Source organism: Streptomyces lacaronensis, assembly GCF_047337785.1.
In the GTDB taxonomy this organism is placed as follows: domain Bacteria; phylum Actinomycetota; class Actinomycetes; order Streptomycetales; family Streptomycetaceae; genus Streptomyces; species Streptomyces lycopersici.
Window position 1 is genome coordinate 2,289,457 of sequence record NZ_JBLHDK010000003.1, and the last position, 17,157, is coordinate 2,306,613.

Consider the following 17,157-nt stretch of genomic DNA (forward strand, 5'->3'; position numbering starts at 1 on the left):
CCCGCACATCCCAGCCCCATCCCACTCCGACAGGAGCGCACGACATGCTCCAGCACGGCAATGAAGCCGGGCGCCCGGCCACCTCCCCCGGCACCTCACGCCGCCGTTTCCTCGCCACGGCTGCGGGCGCGGGCTCGGCCGTGGCGGCCCCGGCCCTGCTCACCGGTTGCGGCACGGCCCGAGCGAAGGGGGGTAACCTCCAGTTCTGGAACTTCTACGGGCCCCAGCGCTCGCCGGACCCCGCGATCAACGCACAGGCCAAGTGGTTCGTCGACATGGTCGACCGGTGGAACGCCACCCACAAGGCGCGGATCGACCTCGTCTATCTGCCGCAGCCCACCTATCTCAACGGATTCAAACTGCCGTCCGCCTTCGCCACCGGTGAGGGCCCGGACATCTTCCTGCTCTCCCCCGGCGACTTCCTGCGGTACTACAACGGCGGCGTCCTGGCCGACCTCACCCCGCACATGGAGAAGGCGGCCATCGACGACTTCGGCTCCGCGCTCGACAGCCGCATGGTGGACGGCAAGGTCTATGCCCTCCCCATGGAGATCGAGCCGCTGGCCATGTTCTACGCCCAGGACGTCTGGGAGAAGGCCGGTCTGTCGGAGGCCGACATCCCCACCACCTGGGACCAGATGCTCGACATCGGCGACAAGCTGCGCACCAGGACGCGGGCCGGGCTGGTCTTCGAGACCAGGCCGGGCTACTACCAGAACTTCACCTGGTACCCGTGGATGTGGCAGGGCGGCGGCGAGGTCCTGGACGAACGTGGCGATGTGGCCTTCGACTCCAAGGCCACCCGCCAGGCTCTGGGGCTCTGGCAGGACGCGGTGCGCCACGGCATCGCGCCGCGCACCATGCCCGCCGCCGCGGACGTGGTCGGCGGCTTCAAGGGCGGCAACGTCGCCATGTGGCAGCAGGGGATCTGGAACGTCTCCAGCTTCAAGGCGTTCGCGCCCAAGTACCGGTACGGCGTCTTCAAACTGCCCACGCCCCCGGGCGGCCGGTACGTCACCGCGCTGGGCGGCTGGTCCTTCTGCGCCAATGCCCAGGGCCGCAACCCGGAGGCGGCGGCCGAGTTCTGCGTCTGGGCGCTGGGATCCATGAAGGACGAGTCCATCAACCGGATGGTGGAGTGGTGCGTCGGCACCAAGTCCGATGTGGCGCCACGGGACAGCGCCCTGGACCGCGGCTCCGCCAAGGGCGGCTACGACTCCGGGATCATGAAGCAGTTCAAGGACGAGATCTTCCCGGGCGGCCGTGCCGAACCGCGCTATCCCCCGGTCGTCTACAAGGCGATTTCCGACGCCATCCAGGGCACCATGCTCGCCGGCCACGGCGTGGCCGGTGACGCCGAGAGAGCCGCCCGGTCCATCGCGGCCTACACCAAGAGCTACCAGGGGGCGAGCCTGATATGAGCAGTGTCGCCGCACAGGAGCGCCGCCGCCGGGCCACCGTGGCACCGGCGCAGTCGCCCGCCACGTCCGGCCGCCGGCCGAGGCTGAGCCGCAAGCACCGCGAGTGGCTGGCCGCCGGGCTGTTCCTCGCGCCCGATGTACTCGGGCTGCTGGTGTTCGTCGCGATCCCGATGGTGTTGTCCATCGGGCTGAGCTTCTTCCAGGTCAGCGGCTTCGGCAGCTATGAGTGGATCGGGCTCGGCAACTACCGGCGGATGGTGGACGACCCGCTGTTCTGGGACTCGATGAAGATCACGGGGCTGTATGTGGTGTTCCTCGTCCCCATCCTTTTCTGTGTGAGTCTGGGGCTGGGCCTGCTGGTGAAGCAGAAGCTGCCCGGGGTCGGTGTCTACCGCACGATGCTCTTCATGCCGTACGTCATCAGCCTGGTGGTGGTCGGCGTGCTGTGGAAGTTCCTGCTCGACGAGCAGACCGGGGTGGTCAACCGGGCCATGCGCGCGGCCGGTTTCGACGGCGAGTCCTGGCTCGGCAGTCCGTCCCTCGCCCTCGGCTGTGTCATCGCCGTCATGGTGTGGGTGATGATGGGCTACTACATGATCATTTTCCTGGCCGGGCTCCAGGAGATCCCCCAGGAGTTCTACGAGGCCGCGAAGCTGGACGGCGCGGGGCCGTGGACCACGTTCCGCACCATCACCTGGCCGCTGCTGCGGCCCACCAGCTTCTTCGTCCTGCTGATGTCGACGGTCGCCGCCATCACCGGCGGTCTCGACCTGATCTTCGTTCTGACCAATGGCGGCCCCGCCAACGGCACATCGCTCGCCATCTTCTACATCTACCAGCAGGCGTTCGGATTCGGGGAGTACGGCTATGCCTCGGCCATGGGCTCGTTCCTGGTGCTGATCATGGTGCTCATCTCCGCGGTGCTCTTCACGTTCACGAGAGGCGGGAGGTTCGACGATGGCGAGTGACGCCCTGACGACCCGGGCCCACACCACGGCCACCGCGGCCGGTCGGCGGCGGCTGCTGTCCTCGCGCGCCGGGCTGACGCTCCTGGCCGTCGTCCTGTCGCTGATCAGCCTCTTCCCCGTGCTGTGGATGGTCACGTCGTCCTTCAAGACGCGCGCCACCGTCACCGACGGACGGCTGATCCCGCGGGACATCACCTTCCAGAACTTCGTCTACGTCTTCACCGAGGTGCCGTTCGGCCGCTATCTGTGGAACAGCTTCTTCATCTCCACGGTGATCACCGTGGCGGCGCTGTTCTTCCACTCGATGGCCGCCTACGCGCTGGCACGGCTGCGTTTCCCGGGGCGCGAGAAGCTCTTCGGTGCCATCTTCGCCACGTTGCTGGTCACCGCGCCGGTGGTGCTGATCCCGCTGTTCCTGGTCGCCCGCCAGCTGGGGCTGCTCGACAGCTATGCCGGGCTGATCATCCCGGCGATCTTCAACGCGTTCGGCATCTTTCTGCTGCGCCAGTTCTATCTGGGGCTGCCGAAGGAGTTGGAGGAGGCGGCGGTCATCGACGGCTGCGGCCACTGGCGGGTCTACTGGAACATCGTCCTGCCGATGTCCCGGCCGATTCTCTCGGCCCTCGCGATCTTCTTCTTCCTCGCCAACTGGAACGCGTTTGTCTGGCCGTTGGTCGCCACGAGCGATCAGGACCTGACGGTGGTGCAGCTCGGTATCTCGTCGTTCCAGACGCAGTACACGTCCAACTGGAACTACATCCTGGCGGCGGCGACGGTGGCCGCGCTGCCCATGCTGGTGCTGTTCTTCATCTTCCAGCGGCAGATTGTGGAGTCGATCAAGACGTCGGGGTTGAAGTGAGCGCTGTGAGGTGAGGTGGCGCCGCACGGGCTGGATGGCCGGTGCGGCGCTGCTTTTGTTCGTGGTTCAGCGCAGCAGCGCAGCGTATGGCGTCCGCCCGCCCGTCAGGCGCGGGCGGGCCCGGCCGTGCTCTCCCTGACCTGCAGCTTTGTGCGCAGCACCACGGTCTGCACCGGCGACACGCTGCCGTCCATGCGCTGGAGGAGGAGGTCGGCGGCGGTGCGCCCCAGCTCGTACGAGGGCAGTTCGACCGCGGTGAGGGATGGCCGTACCAGCGACGCCCAGGGGACGTCCCCGAAGGAGAGCACACCGACGTCGGGTGGGATGCTGCCCGACTCGCGGAGGGCGTCGAGGACACCGATGGTCATGAGGTTGTTGGCGACGAACACGGCATCGGGTGGCTCGGGCAGCGCCAGCAGTTCACGCATCGCCGCGCGGCCCCCGTCCACCCGGAAGTCGGCATGCCGTACGTAGGTGTCGTCGGCGGCGGCCGGACCGCCCTGGGCGGCGCGCAACGCCGTGCGGTGGCCCGCGAGTCGTTCCTCGGAGGTGGAGGCTCCTTCGGGCCCCGTGATGCAGGCGATCCGGTGGTAACCGGCCCGCAGGAGGTGGCGGGTGGCCACCTCGCCACCGTGGTGGTTGTCGACCCGGACCGCGTCCACCTCGGCGTCGCGCGGACGACGGTCGACGGCGACCACGGGCACACGCCGGTCGGTCAGCGGCCCCAGATCCGTCTCGTCCTGGGACGCCGCCGCCACGATCACGCCCGCCATCTGCTCACCGAGAGCCACCTCCAGGTAGCGGCGCTCCTTGTCGGTGTCCTCGTCGGAGTTGCACAGGACCACGGAAAGGCTGGTGCGCTGCGCGGCGTCCTCGACGCCACGGGCGAGCGAGGTGAAGAACGGGTTCTCGATGTCCGGGATGATCAGCGCGATCACGCTGGACCGCTGCTTGCGCAGCGACCGCGCCACCCGATTGGGCGCGAACCCCAGGGCCGCCGCGGCCTCTTGCACGGACAGGGCACGTGCCGGTGTGACCTTGCCGCCGTTGAAGACACGCGAGACGGTCGCCGGAGAGACACCGGCGGCTCGCGCCACGTCATGGATCGTCACCAACTGTGTCCGCATCCTTTCACCGTGTACGGTCAGCCTTCACCCTACCCCGCGCTGAAAAGGATTTCACACTGGTATTGAGGCGTCGCGAGCGGGTCGGGGGGCGAACACCCTCCGGCGACGGGGGTTCGTCCAGACGTCAGTCGTGTGTGGGGGAGGCGTCCCGGTGGGGAGTGTTCCCATGAGTGGCGGTCCCGGGCCATGACGGCGGCGTATCGACGATGTGGCCGAGGAGATGTAGCGGCGCGGCGCCGACCCCGGCCGCCTCGACCGCGTCCCAGTAGGCATGCGCAGGGGAGGCGTCGACCAGCCCGTGGACCAGTGGCAGGCCGGACACGGCAGTGTGCAGCAGGGATTCGAGTCGGCAGGAGGCGACCGTGCCCGGCAGCCAGGACCGTTCCGCGTAGCCGGAGGCGGCGGCCGATGGCAGGTCGTCGGCGATGTGCCGCTCGGTGTCACCGACGGCGAGCAGTCCGCCCCCGACGGTCAGCACATCGCGCTGCCCGCGCATCCTGGCGAGGGCGCGTGCGGTGTCGAAGCAGTGCGGGAAGGAGTCGTCGACCACGACGGCGCCGGGGCGTAGCCGGTCGATGTCGAGGACGGCCGTGCCACCGCTGACGGCGGTGACGATCAGGTCGGCCTCGTACACCGCGGCGGGAAGAGCCGGTGCGGACTCGGCCGTCGCCACCGACCCGGCCAGCCCGGTCCCGCGCAGTTCCGTGGCGAGCGCCCGCAGGCGGGGCGCGCTGCCCGCGACATCGCACAGCAGCAGGTGAGCGGGCGGGCGCGGAGCGCGGGTGAGCAGCAGGTTGAGGGAAGAGGTGCCGATCGAGCCGAGTCCGACCACGGCGACGGTCAGGTCACCCAGTTCGCGTCCGGTCGTGGCGAGCGCGGCGTGGACGGTCTTGACCACGGACACTGCTGTGGCGGCGTGACCGGTGGTGACCGCCGTCGCCCCATCGATGGCGCGTACCACCTCGAATCCGTAGCCGGTCAGCGCAGGGAGCATGCCCGCCAGGGAGACACAGCGGGCGCCGAGGGAGGCGGCGTGGCTGACGGCGCGGGCCGTGTGGCCGGTGAGCGCGCTTCCCGCGGCCAGTTCATCCGCGAACAGCGGCAGCGCGACGAACGCGGAGCGGCCCAATGGCGTGCCGATCTCCTCCAGGAGGCGGGGACCGCCGTCCGGGAAGAGCAGGTGCCGCATGTGTTCGCGGGGCAGGTCCGCTTCCGGGACCCCGGCGAGCGCCGCGAGGTGGCCGGGCGCGGGGAGGTAGCCGATGAGCGCGGCGTCCGTACGGGATGTGCGCGGGGCAGGGGCCAGGGCAAGGCGCGGACGTGGCGAGGCCGCCTGGGTGAGCTCGTCCCGCAGGAGACGGGTGAACGCGGCGAAGGCGGGCGCATCGAGGGCAGCGGCCGAGGCCCGCAAGGTGACACGCAGCTCGCCCCCGACCGGCCGAACGGCCAGGAAGACGTCGGTTCCCACCGGCGGCGGGGCGAGTTCCGTGTCGTGATGGTCCCAGTCGAGGGCGAGGGTTGCTCCGGTGGGTGAGCCGAGGGCGGAGAAGTCCAGGTAGCTGAAGAGGAACTGGGTGGCCCTCGGCAGACCGAGCGGGGTGGCTGGGGCAGTCGGGATGGGCAAGCTGTCGGAGGGCTCACCGCCGGTGGCACGGCCGATGTCACGTCCGATGTCACCGTCCACGCCGCCGGTGTCGGGGCCGGTGTCGCCACCGGTGCCGTGAGACCATGCCGCACCGGCCTCCTCAGGGAGCCGGAGCGGGCCGGAGGGCGTACCGCCGGTGCCGCCACTTGTGCCGCCGCCGCTGTCGTCACCAGCGCCGTACGTCCGTGCGGCCACGGCCTCCTCGGTGATCCGGAGCAAATCTTCACGGAAAGCGCGGAAAGCGCGGAACGACCGGCCGGGCGTGGCCTCGGCACCCGTCTCCGACGCGGCAGGGCGCAGCGGTACGGCGGCCGCCAGGGGGCCGAACAGTCGGCTGATGTCGGGCAGTTGGTGGTCGCGTCCGGTGACCGCCAGGCCGAGGACGAGGTCCCGCTGGCCGGTGAGGTCCGCCAGGGCCCGGTAGTAGGCGGTCAGGACGGGGGCGTACGGTGTGGCGCGGACCGTGGTGGCGAGGTGGCGTAGCCCGGCCGTCAACTCGGCGCCGAGCGTGAACTTCGCCGACCTGAACTCCGCGGAGCCGACTCCGGCGGCCCGGACACCCGCCGGCTCGCCACTCCGTGCACCCGAGCGGCGCAGGTCCGGCCGCCGGTACGGGGTGGCGTGGCGGGCCTGCCAGGCGATGGCAGCCGGGTCCGGGCCGGGGCCCGGACCCGGCTGCTGGAGCAGGTTGACGTAATCGCGGAAAGTGCTGCGCAGCGGTGGCAGCCCGATCGGCTCGCCACGGCTGAGCCGGTCGTAGATGGTGATCAGTTCCCGGCCGAACAGGGCCGCGCTGTAGCCGTCACCGATGAGGTGGTGGGCGTGGACGAGGAGCGTGTGCTCGTCACGGCCGGTGGTCAGCACATGCAGACGCAGCAGTGGCCACGCCCACGGTTCGAACTGACGACGGCGTTCGTCGGCGACCCGCTCCTCGACCAGGTCCGGCGATGCCGGCGTCTCGAAGTCGACCGGGAGCCGCAGCGTGGGCGGCAGCTCCTGTTGGACGGGAGGGCGGGCGCCTGCGGGGAAGACGGTGCGCAGCATGGGGTGGCGGACGACGAGCGTATCGATCGCGCGCTGAAAGAGATCAGCCCGCAGCGGGCCACGCAGGCGCAACTGAGCAAGCCACGCGGACCCGGAGCCCGGCGCGATGGCTTCGGCGACCATAAAACCGCGCTGGGTGGGGGTGAGGGGGTATGGCGTGAGGTCCGCACCGGCGAGGGAGGCGGCCTTGTCCGCGACGGCTGCCTGATCAACCGCGCCGGAGGCGTCCACAGTGACGACCGCGTCCGCAGCGGTGGCCGTATCCACGGCCGTGGCAAGGGCGGTGAGTGTGCTGTGCTCGTAGATGACCGTCGGCCTCGGCAGGGCAGCCCCTGGCCGTTCCCTCTCGTACGCCTTCTCCAGGCGCGCGAACACTTCCAGGACCAGGATGGAATCGCCACCGAGCGCGAAGAAGTCGTCCTCGCGACCGACGTGCGCGACGCCCAGCACCTCGGACCAGATACGGGCCAAGGTGCGCTCGGTCGGTGTGGCCGCCGGGGTGTCACGGGTCTGTGGCGAGGTCATACCCGCCTCCGCGTCACCGGCCGTCGCGTCGAGTCGGCGGCGGTCGACCTTGCCCGTGTCCGTGAGCGGCAACGCGTCCAGGAACCGGAATCGGCTCGGGAGCATGTAGTCCGGCAAGGTGCCGCGCAAGTGGGTGCGCAGCTGTGCCGGATCGGGGTCGGGGCCGCCCGGTAGGGGTTCCACGAAGGCGGTCAGGCGGCCGTCGCGGTGCAGTACGGCAGCCTGGGCGACCCGGGGATGGGTCTGCAGCGCCGCCTCGATCTCCCCCGGTTCGACCCGGTGGCCGCGGATCTTCACTTGGTCGTCGAGGCGGCCGAGGAACTCCAGTACGCCGTCAGGGCGTTGGCGGACCCGGTCGCCGCTGCGGTACCAGCGTTTGCCGTCGCGCTCGGTGAACGCCGCCGCCGTGAGCGTGGGATCTCCGAGGTACCCCGGCGTCAGCCCCGCTCCACCAATGAGGAGTTCCCCGGGCTCGCCGGCGGTGTGGTGGCGCCCGTCCTCGGCCACCACCGCGACCTCGGTGCCGGAGATGGGACGGCCGATCGGCAGTCGCCGCACCTCATCGTCGGGGCGGGCCTCGATGAGGTGGCAGGTGGCGTTGATGGTGGTCTCCGTCGGCCCGTACAGGTTGGCGATGCGGTGGCCGGGCCCGAACAGGTCGTACCAGCGACGGACATGCGCGGCGGGCAGCGCCTCCCCGCCGACGTGGATCCAGCGCAGCGCCGACAGGTCGGGGCGGGGCGCGCCGCGCCGCACCCGGGATTCGGCGGCGGTCAGCAGCCGTTCCCACAGCGTGGGCACCGAGCTCCACACGGTGATCCGGTCCCGTACGACCCGGTCCAGCAGCGCCTCGGGGTCGCGGACCAGATTCCGCGGCAGGGTGTGAACGGTGGCTCCGACCAGCAGCGGTGCCAGCAGTTGGCGTACGGACGCGTCGAAGCACACGGAGGCGGTCTGGGCCAGCCGGTCGCCCGCGCGATAGCCGAAGGTGTCCACGGCCCAGTCCAGGTAGTTCATCATCGCCCGGTGGGTGATCGGTACGGCCTTGGGGCGGCCGGTGGACCCTGAGGTGAAGATGACGTAGGCGACGGCGTCGGGGTCGGCTACGGGAAGCGGTGCAGGTGCCGTTGTCGGTGTCGGTGTCGGTGCCGTTGTCGGTGCCGTTGTCGGTGTCTGTGTCAATGAGAAGTCGTCGATGGCCACCGTCGTCACGTCGTCGAGCGTGTCGGCCGTCGCTCGGGTGGCCTCATGGCACACCACGTGTCGGACCGTCGACCGGTGGAGCTGGTCGGCCAGGCGCGCGGCGGGGTGGGTGGCGTCCAGTGGCACCCACCCGGCCCCGGCCCGCAGGATGCCGACGACACCGACGACGGTGTCGGCACCCGGCTCGGTCAGCAGGCCGACCAGCTCCCCGGGGGCGACGCCACGGGCGCGCAGCCGGTCGGCGAGTGCGGCGGAGGCCCGGTCGAGTGCGCCGTAGGTCATGGTGGCGTCGCCGGTCGCGACCGCGATCTGGTCGGCGGCGGCCGCCCGGAATCGTGCCGACAGGCGCTCAACGATCCCGCGCCCGGCTGCGGGCAGCGGGGCCGGTGCCGGTGCCGGAATATCCCTTCGGGCGGGCGTGGCGAGTTCGGCCAGCTCCGCCAATTCGGCGAGGTGTTCGCGTGCCAGGCGCTCCACGGTGGTCCGGTTGAACAGCCGGGCCGGGAAGTTCCAGGAGAAGTGCAGGGCTCGTTCGCTCTCCCAGCACAGCAGTCCCAGGCGCGTGGCGGCGGATGCGGTACGCGCCGCCGCCGGACGCACCGTCACCGGGCAGCCGTGGTCGGTCGTGGCGGGGAAGCGGGCGAAGCTGAATCCGGCCGGGGAGACGGTACGCGGCCGGGGCCCGGCGGTGGGCAACAGCCGGGCGATGTCCAGGCTGGTGAGCCGGGCGTGCCGCTCCGCGTCCAGCCAGATCGCGCGCAACCGCTGTGCCAGGGCGGGCACGGGCTCGTCCGGGTCGATGGTGGCCGACAGCGGCAATGTGTCGGCGAGCGGGCCGACCAGCCGGTCGAGACCGGCCAGCCGGAGTTCGCGACGGGCGCGCGCCACGTTGACCGCGATGCCACGCTGCCCGCTCCACCGCGCCAGACAGCGCACGTACGCGGCCAGCAGCAGGTGAAAGAGGGAAACGCCATGGGCGGCGGCGCACTCGCGCAGGGCGGCGGTGAGGCCGGGGTCGGTGGCCACCTGGTGTGCGGTGAGCGGCGGGGCGGGCGGCCCCTCCGGGTCGCCGTCCCAGGGCAGGTCCAGGGGCGTGGGGTGGGCGTGGGCGGTGAGTGCGTCCCGCCAGTACCGCCGGTCCTCGGCGAACTCCGGCGAGGACCGTTCCGCCTCGACGGCGGCGGCGTAGTCGGCGAAACCCGCTTCCAGCGGGGGCAGCGCGGGTGAACGGCCGTGCGCGAGGGCGGTGTAGACCGACCACAGCTCCTCGCCGAGGACATTGAGGCTGAATCCGTCCGCGGCGGCGTGGTGCAGCACGAGGAGAAGGTGGGCCAGGTCGGCGCGCTCCCGTACCAGCACCGCACGTACCGGCGCCTCGGTGGCCAGGTCGAAGGGGCGATTGCACAGCGCCTCCTCCAGGTCGGCCAGGGGGCCGTCGGCGTGGCGGATCTCGTACCAGAAGGGCATGGTGTGCGGTTCCGGCGCCACCAGCATTTGGGCGGGCGCCGTGCCGTCGGTCTCGATCCTGAGGCGCAGCATCGGGTGGCGCTCGGCGAGCAGCGCGAGCGCCCGGCCGAGCAGACCGGCGTCCAGGGGGCCGCTGATGGTCTGGCGCACATACGCGTACGCGGCGACCTCGGGGTGCAACCTGCCGCCCGTATGGAAGGCCAGTTGCACGGGTGTGAGGGGAAGTGGGGCCCCGTCGCCGAACGCTGTCGCCCTGCCGGTGTCGGCGGGGCGCGGCGGGGGCGCGGGCTGCTCCGTCCCCACCTGGTCGGTCGACAGATGGGCGGCCAGCTCGCCGATCGTCCGGTACTCGAAGAACAGCGTGGGCGGCAGGGCCCGGCCCAGCTCCGACTCCAGCCTTCTGACGAGGTCCACGGCGGAGAGCGAGTCCAGCCCCATGGTCAGGAACTGCTCGTCGCCGCCGATCTCGGCGGGCGGGCGGTGCAGAGCCTCGGCAAGGAGGCGGCGCAGAACGCCGGTGATGTGTGCGGGGGCGGGGTCGGCCGTGCCGGTTGCGGTTGCGGTTGCAGGAGACACCGGCGCCGGTGTGGTGGTGGGGGATGGGTCGGTCGGGCAGGTGGCGGAGGCGCTGGTCCCGGACATGTCCGTGGCGGACGCGAGGTGCTCGGACCCAGCGGCGTTCGACGCTGCGGACCCCAACCCGGCGGCGGTCGACGCTGCGGACCCCAACCCGGCGGTCCCGGACACCGCGGCGCCGGGCCGGACAGTGGCAGACTCGGCCGTCAGCTCGGCCACCACCAACTGCGGCGCGTCTATGCCGCATGCCGCGTGCAGCGCGGCGAGGCCCGCGCCCGGGGTCAGTGGCGCTACGCCACGGGTCGTGGCGGGAGCGGTTCGCGACGGAGCTCCGGCGGCCAAGCCGGTTTCGGCGAACGCGGCGAAGTTGAGCGATTGCCACGGGCGGCCTGCCGCGCGTTCGGAGGCGGCGAACGCGTCGAGGAAGGCGTTGGCCGCGGCGTAGTCGCCGAGCGCACCGGCCAGGCCGGGGAGCACCGAGGTGACAGAGGAGAAGGCCACGCACACCGCCGGGCGGTGGCCATGGCGCCACAGGGCCCGGGACAACAGGTGGCTGCCGCGCACCTTGGCGGCCATCACCTCGGCCATCTCCTCGAGCGACTTGGTCCGCAGCGTGCCGGGGCGCGCCACTCCTGCGGCGTGGAACACCCCGTCCAGCGGCGGCAGATCCGCGACCAGAGCCTCGACATCCGCCTCAACGGCCACATCCGCCACGCGGTACTCCACCGTGGCGCCGAGCGCGTCGAGTTCGGCCATGAGCCTGCTCGGCGGACGGGCCGAGCGGCAGGCGAGGACCAGGGTCGGCCGACCGCGTCCGGCCAGGTCGCGCGCGAGGGCGGTGCCGAGCCCGCCCGTACCGCCGGTGATCAGATAAGTGCCGTCGGGTGGCAGCGGCGAGGACGAGGGCGGCGCGTCGGCCGCCACCGCCACGGGAGTACGGACCAGACGGCGGCCCTCCCGCCACGCCACCGCGCCGCCGCCCGGCGCGCTCTGCCCGAGCGCCTCCCGCTCCAGGGCATCGAGCCGAGCGTCCAGGGAGTCGTACGAGGACAGGTCGACGCCGTACGCGGTGAGGCGCGGGAACTCCTCGGGGAACGCGAGCGCCAAGCCGGTGAGCAACGCCTGGGCGGGGCGCGGCCGTTCGGTGGCGGCGCCGGTGGCGTGCACGTCCTCGGTGACCACCAGCAGTCGGCCACTTCCCTCGCTCATCGATGGGAGCAGGTCCCGCAGGGTGGACAGTACGGTGTGGGTCGAGGCGTCGAGGTCCGTCACGGTCGGGCACTCGGCGGCCGGTCCGGCGAGCCAGAGGGTGAGTTGCGCGGGGGTCTCGGCGAGGGAGGCGTCACCGTCCCGGCGGACAGTGATACCGCGCCGCTCCAGGCGGTTGGCCAGCGCACGGGCCAGCTGCGAGTCCGGCCCGGCCAGCCGGACGGTGCGCGGTGTGTCCGGTGTGTCCCCGTCCGGCGCGGGCCGCGTCTCGCGCCAGGTGAGGCGGTGCAGCGGCGCTGACGCTGCGGGGTCGGGGCCGGGGTTGTGCTTCTGTCGGTGCGCGTGTCGGTGTTCGGGCCAACGCTCAGGACGGTGCTCGTGTCGGTGTTCAGCCCGGCCCTCAGGTCGGTGGTCCGGCCAGTGGCGGCGGCGCTGGAACGGGTACGTCGGCACGGGCACGCGCGCCCGTCCCTCGCCCAGTGCCGAGTGGTCCAGGTCCACTCCGCGCGTCCACAATCGCCCCAGTGCGGTCAGCAGCGCCTGTCCGGCGTCGACACCAGTGTCGGCTCCGGTGCCCGGGGCCGCCAGTGCGAACACCTCCGGCGACGGGTCGCGTTCGGCCGCCACGGCGCGGACCGGCCCCAGCAAGGTGGCGCCAGGCCCGAGCTCAACAAAGGTGTCGTACCCGTCGTCCAGCAGCCGCTCGACCGCGGCTCCGAAGCGCACCGGCCGCAGGGCGTGTTCGCGCCAGTGGGCCGGGTCCAGGGGCGGCTGCCACTCGGCGGTCAGCGTGCTGAGCAGGGGGATCGAGGGCGCGAGCGGGGTCAGTTCGGTGGCCGCGGCGGTGAGCGGGTCGGCCACCGGGCGCATCGTCGGTGAGTGGAAGCCGTGGGATACGGGGAGTTCGCGGACCGTGATCCCGTCAGCGGCCAGCCGCCCGACGGCCCGAACGACGGCATCCGGCGCTCCGGCGATCACCACGTGCCCGGGGGCGTTGACCGCGGCCACGCACAGCGCACCGGGCGACTCGGCCACCAACTCGGCGACGGCGCCCTCACCGCCGCGTACGGCGGCCATGGCGCCCGGGTCGGCCAGTTCGCGCGTCAGGCGCCCCCGTTCGGCGGCGAACCGCACCGCCTCGGCCACGGTCAGCGACCCGGCGACGCAGGCGGCCGTGATCTCGCCGACGCTGTGCCCGGTGACGGCATCCGGGGTCACGCCCCAGACGCGCAGCTGTCGGGCGAGCGCGACGCCGAAGGCCACGAGCAGCGGCTGGGAGACCTCGGTGTGGGCCAGGTCGGCGGGCGAGGCACCGGGGTCCAGGCACCACTGGGCCAGAGTGCGTCCGCGCACCTCGCCGACGAGTGCGGACGCCTCCTCCATCACACGGCGGAACTCCGGTGCGGTGCGGTACAGGGCGCGGCCAAGCCCAGGCCGCGCGGTGCCCTGGCCGGGCAGCAGGAACGCCAACCGGGGGCGGGAACGGCCCACGGCGGCGGGGGTGGCGGTGTGGGCTTCGAGGCGTTCGGCGAGGTCGCCACGGGACACCAGTGCCAGGCGGTGAGGGCCGTGGTCGCGGGCGGTATTGACGGTGGCGCACACGTCGCCCTCGTCGAGCTCCGGGTGAGCCCGCAGATGGGCCGCGAGGTCCCTGGCCGCGGCCGCCAAGGCATCGGCACCGCGCGCCGACAGAGTCAGCAGGTGCGGCCCGTCCTCGCCGCCCGAGCCGCCGTCGCCCCCAGCATCCGCCTCACCCCGCCCGGCAGTGTCCAACCGCCCGCGGCGCCGTGGCAAGCGCGCGGGCGCCTCCTCGAGGATGGCGTGGGCGTTGGTGCCGCCGAAGCCGAAGGCGTTGATCCCGGCCACCAGCGGGCCGGGGGCCGTCCATGCCTGGTGCTTGGTGACCACCTGGAAACCGGCCGCGCCATCGTCGGGGAGGGAGGCGGCGGGTGGGTCGTGGTGCAGTGAGGCGGGCAACTGCCGGTGGCCCAGGGCCAGGACCACCTTGACCAGGCTCGGCATGGCCGCGGCGTTGAGCAGGTGGCCGAGGTTGGTCTTCACCGAGCCCAGCAGTCGGGGGCGGCCGTCGGCACGGGGTGGGAAAGCCTGGGTGAGGGAGCGCAGTTCGACGGGGTCGCCGAGGGCGGTGCCGGTGCCGTGGGCCTCGATGTAGGACACGTGGTCGGGGTCGACGCCCGCGTCGCGGTACGCCTGGACGATGATCTCCCGCTGGGTGAGCGCGTTGGGGGCCAGCAGGCTCAGCGAACGCCCGTCGTTGTTCACGGCGGTGCCGCGCAGCAGGGCCAGGACCGGATCGTTCGCGCGGTGTGCGTCGTCCAGCCGGGCCAGGACGATCGCCGCGCCGCCCTCCCCGGGGACGAAGCCGTCGGCCGCGGCGCTGAAGGCGTGGCAGCGGCCGGTCGGCGAGAGTGCGCCCGCCTGCTCCAGCAGCCGGTGGCCGGTCGGGGCCAGCGCGAGGTTGACTCCGCCTACCACGGCGAGGTCGCACTCCCCCGCCTGGAGGCTGCGGCGCGCCAAGTGCAGCGCGACCAGCGCCGACGAGCAGGCGGTGTCGACGGCGAGGGCCGGACCGGTCAGATCGAGGTTCTGCGCCACGCGGGCGGCGACGAGGTTGGGGAGGTTGCCGACCAACGCGGCGGGAGGCAGCCCGCCGTCCGGGCCGGAGGCCCGGGACAGCAGTTCGCGGTAGCCGCTCTCCCCGGTCGCGGCGAACACACCGATACGGCGGCCCGTCCGCCGGGATCCCGCGTAGCCCGCGCACTCCAGGGCCTCGTGGGCCAGTTCGAGGAAGACGCGGGCCTGTGGGTCGGTCGCGGCCGCCTCCTGGTCGTCCATGCCGAAGTACGTGGCGTCGAAGCGGGACGGGTCGTCCAGGAAGGCGCCCCACCGGGCCGTGGCCTCCGGCCGAGGTATCCAACGGGCGGCCGGTACGGGGCCGACGGCGTCGTGGCCGGCCACGAGCCGGTCCCAGAAGGCATCCGGGGTGTCCGCGCCGGGGAAGCGGCAGGCCATGGAGACGACCGCGATCGCTCCCGGGTCGGTGTCGCCCACGGTGTCGCGGGGCCGAGCGGCCTCCGGCGCCCCGGCGCGCCGCGCCGCCACCACGTGTTCGGTCAGCGCGGCCACCGTGTCACGGTCGCGCAGCACCGCCGGTGGCACGGTGACGCCGAAGGCGTCCTCCACCTCGGCGAGCACCTCCATCGCCTTCAGCGACGAACCGCCGACGGCCGGAAACCGGTCATGCGGGCCGATGCTGTCCCCCGGCACTCCCAGCACCCGCGCCCATATGCCAGTGACGGCCCGCGCAACCTCCCGCCGCGAGCCCAACGCCCGGGGGACGGCCACAGCGGCCCCAGCCAAACCCCCGCGCCCCCACCGCTTCTCCACCTCGGCGTAGGCCCCCGCCTCATAGCGCTCGCGCATCGCACGTCGCCGCAGCTTGCCGCTTGTCGTTCGGGGAAACGCGCCCGGCGGCAGGGGCAGCACCCGTACGTCGTCGTGGCCCAGGGCCTGCCGGACCCGCGCCGCCACCTGGGCCAGTACGGTGGCCGCCGCGCTCGGCGGACTGGGCCAGCGTACGAACACCACCACCCGTTCCGTACCGTCGGCCGGGTCGGTGGAGCCCACCGCCGCGGCCAGGGGTGGTGCCGGCAGGCCGGGGGTGGCCGCCGCCACTTCCTCCAGGTCCGGCGCGTGGAAGGTGCGGCCGGACACGAAGAGCACGTCCTTGTGGCGGCCGGTGACGCACAACCGGCCGTCGGCCAGGAAGCCCAGGTCGCCGGTGCGCAGCCAGCCATCCACGTACATGGCGGCGGTCGCCTCGGGGGCGTTGCGGTAGCCGCGCGCCACCTGGGGTCCGCGCACCTGGATGTGGCCCACCCGCCGGGCATCCAGCGGGCGGTCCGCGTCGTCCGCGATGCGCACCTCGCACCCGGGCAGCGGCAGACCGACGTCCATCAGCTCCACGGCGTCCGGGCCCCGGACCGTGTCCACCGCGTGGCCGCGGCTGAGCGCCGCCCGGTCCAGCACCCGCTCCACCGCCACCTCGTCCAGGGGCGGAAAGGTGACCGCCAAGGTGGCCTCGGCCAGGCCGTAAACCGGCAGCGGTGCCCGCTCGTCGAGCCCAGAGGCTCGCGCCTTCGCCACGAACCTCCGCCACACCGCCGGGGCGATCGGCTCGGCACCGACCAGGACCAGCCGCACGGAGGTCAGATCGAGCCGGGCGAAGACCTCATCCGGGATCCGTCGTACGGCCAGGGCCAGGGCGAAGTTGGCGGCGGACAGGAGGGTCGCCCGGTGGCGGGCCGCCGTCTCCAGCCACAGCGCCGGACGCTTGGCGAACGACAACGGCTCCAGCCGCACCTGCTTGGCGCGCGCGGCGAGCGGGGCCAAGTGGGTGCCGATGAGCCCCATGTCGTGGAAGTACGGCATCCAGCTCGCCACCACATCGGCGGGCGTGATGGCCGCGGCGAGCCGCATCTGCTCCAGGTTGGCCAGCACGGCGGCATGCGTCAGCTCGACGCCCTTCGGGGTTCCGGTGCTGCCCGAGGAGAACTGGACGAACGCCACATCGCCGGGCGTGGCCCCGGGCAGCCGGGCGGGTGGGCGGCGCTGCCGCAACTCGTCCAGCCGCAACTGCTCGACGCCGCCGGGAAGTTCGCCCAACAGCGTCTCCGTGGCCTCGTCCACCGCCACCGGCGGGCGGCCGAGCGATTCCCACACCGGCGTCACCCGCCGGACATCGGACGCGAGCGGCACCGGGACGAGACCGGCCAGCAACGCACCCCAGAACAACACCTGGAAGTCATCGCCGCGGTCGGCGAGCAGCGGGACACAGGTACCGGGCGCCACCCCGGCCGCGAGATAGCCACCGGCGACGCACAGCGCCTCGTCCCGCAGCTCCGCGAAGGTGACGGTCCGCTCGCCGCCGTCGCCTCGTACATGCACCAGCACCTGGTCCGGGGCCGCCTCTGCCGCGCCCATCAAGACCTGCGGGAGCGTGGTCTCGCCATTCGGTCCGGTCATCGAGCTCCCCAACTCACTTGCCCTCCTCTAAAGGGATGTGCGGACGGAGCGGCGGGTTCCAGCCGGG

Annotated in this window: 5 protein-coding genes; 3 read left to right on the forward strand and 2 right to left on the reverse strand. The window is 72.5% G+C overall.

The window, feature by feature from the left end:
* Positions 1-44: 44 nt before the first annotated feature.
* Genes ACMTAK_RS10155 through ACMTAK_RS10165 form a run of 3 tightly spaced genes read left to right on the forward strand, consistent with a single transcriptional unit; the run spans position 45 to position 3,248 of the window.
* Positions 45-1,421, forward strand: a complete 1,377-nt coding sequence (locus ACMTAK_RS10155) for an ABC transporter substrate-binding protein (RefSeq protein ID WP_413805904.1) — start codon at positions 45-47, stop codon at positions 1,419-1,421.
* On the forward strand, positions 1,418-2,389 hold the full coding sequence (locus tag ACMTAK_RS10160) for a carbohydrate ABC transporter permease (protein ID WP_413805905.1): 972 nt from the start codon (positions 1,418-1,420) through the stop codon (positions 2,387-2,389). The genes ACMTAK_RS10155 and ACMTAK_RS10160 overlap by 4 nt, the downstream gene beginning before the upstream one ends.
* Positions 2,379-3,248 carry a carbohydrate ABC transporter permease gene (locus ACMTAK_RS10165; protein WP_413805906.1) on the forward strand — a complete coding sequence of 290 codons (870 nt, stop codon included), beginning with the start codon at positions 2,379-2,381 and terminating at the stop codon, positions 3,246-3,248. The genes ACMTAK_RS10160 and ACMTAK_RS10165 overlap by 11 nt, the downstream gene beginning before the upstream one ends.
* A gap of 104 nt (positions 3,249-3,352) precedes the next feature.
* Here ACMTAK_RS10165 and ACMTAK_RS10170 read toward each other — a convergent pair whose 3' ends face one another.
* Both ACMTAK_RS10170 and ACMTAK_RS10175 read right to left on the reverse strand, forming a co-directional pair.
* Complete coding sequence (locus tag ACMTAK_RS10170; protein WP_413805907.1) at positions 3,353-4,375, reverse strand: LacI family DNA-binding transcriptional regulator; 1,023 nt, start codon at positions 4,373-4,375, stop codon at positions 3,353-3,355.
* 124 nt (positions 4,376-4,499) lie between these two features.
* Positions 4,500-17,090: an amino acid adenylation domain-containing protein gene (locus ACMTAK_RS10175; RefSeq protein ID WP_413805908.1), complete on the reverse strand. Its 12,591-nt coding sequence runs from the start codon at positions 17,088-17,090 to the stop codon at positions 4,500-4,502.
* Between the last annotated feature and the right edge of the window lie 67 nt (positions 17,091-17,157).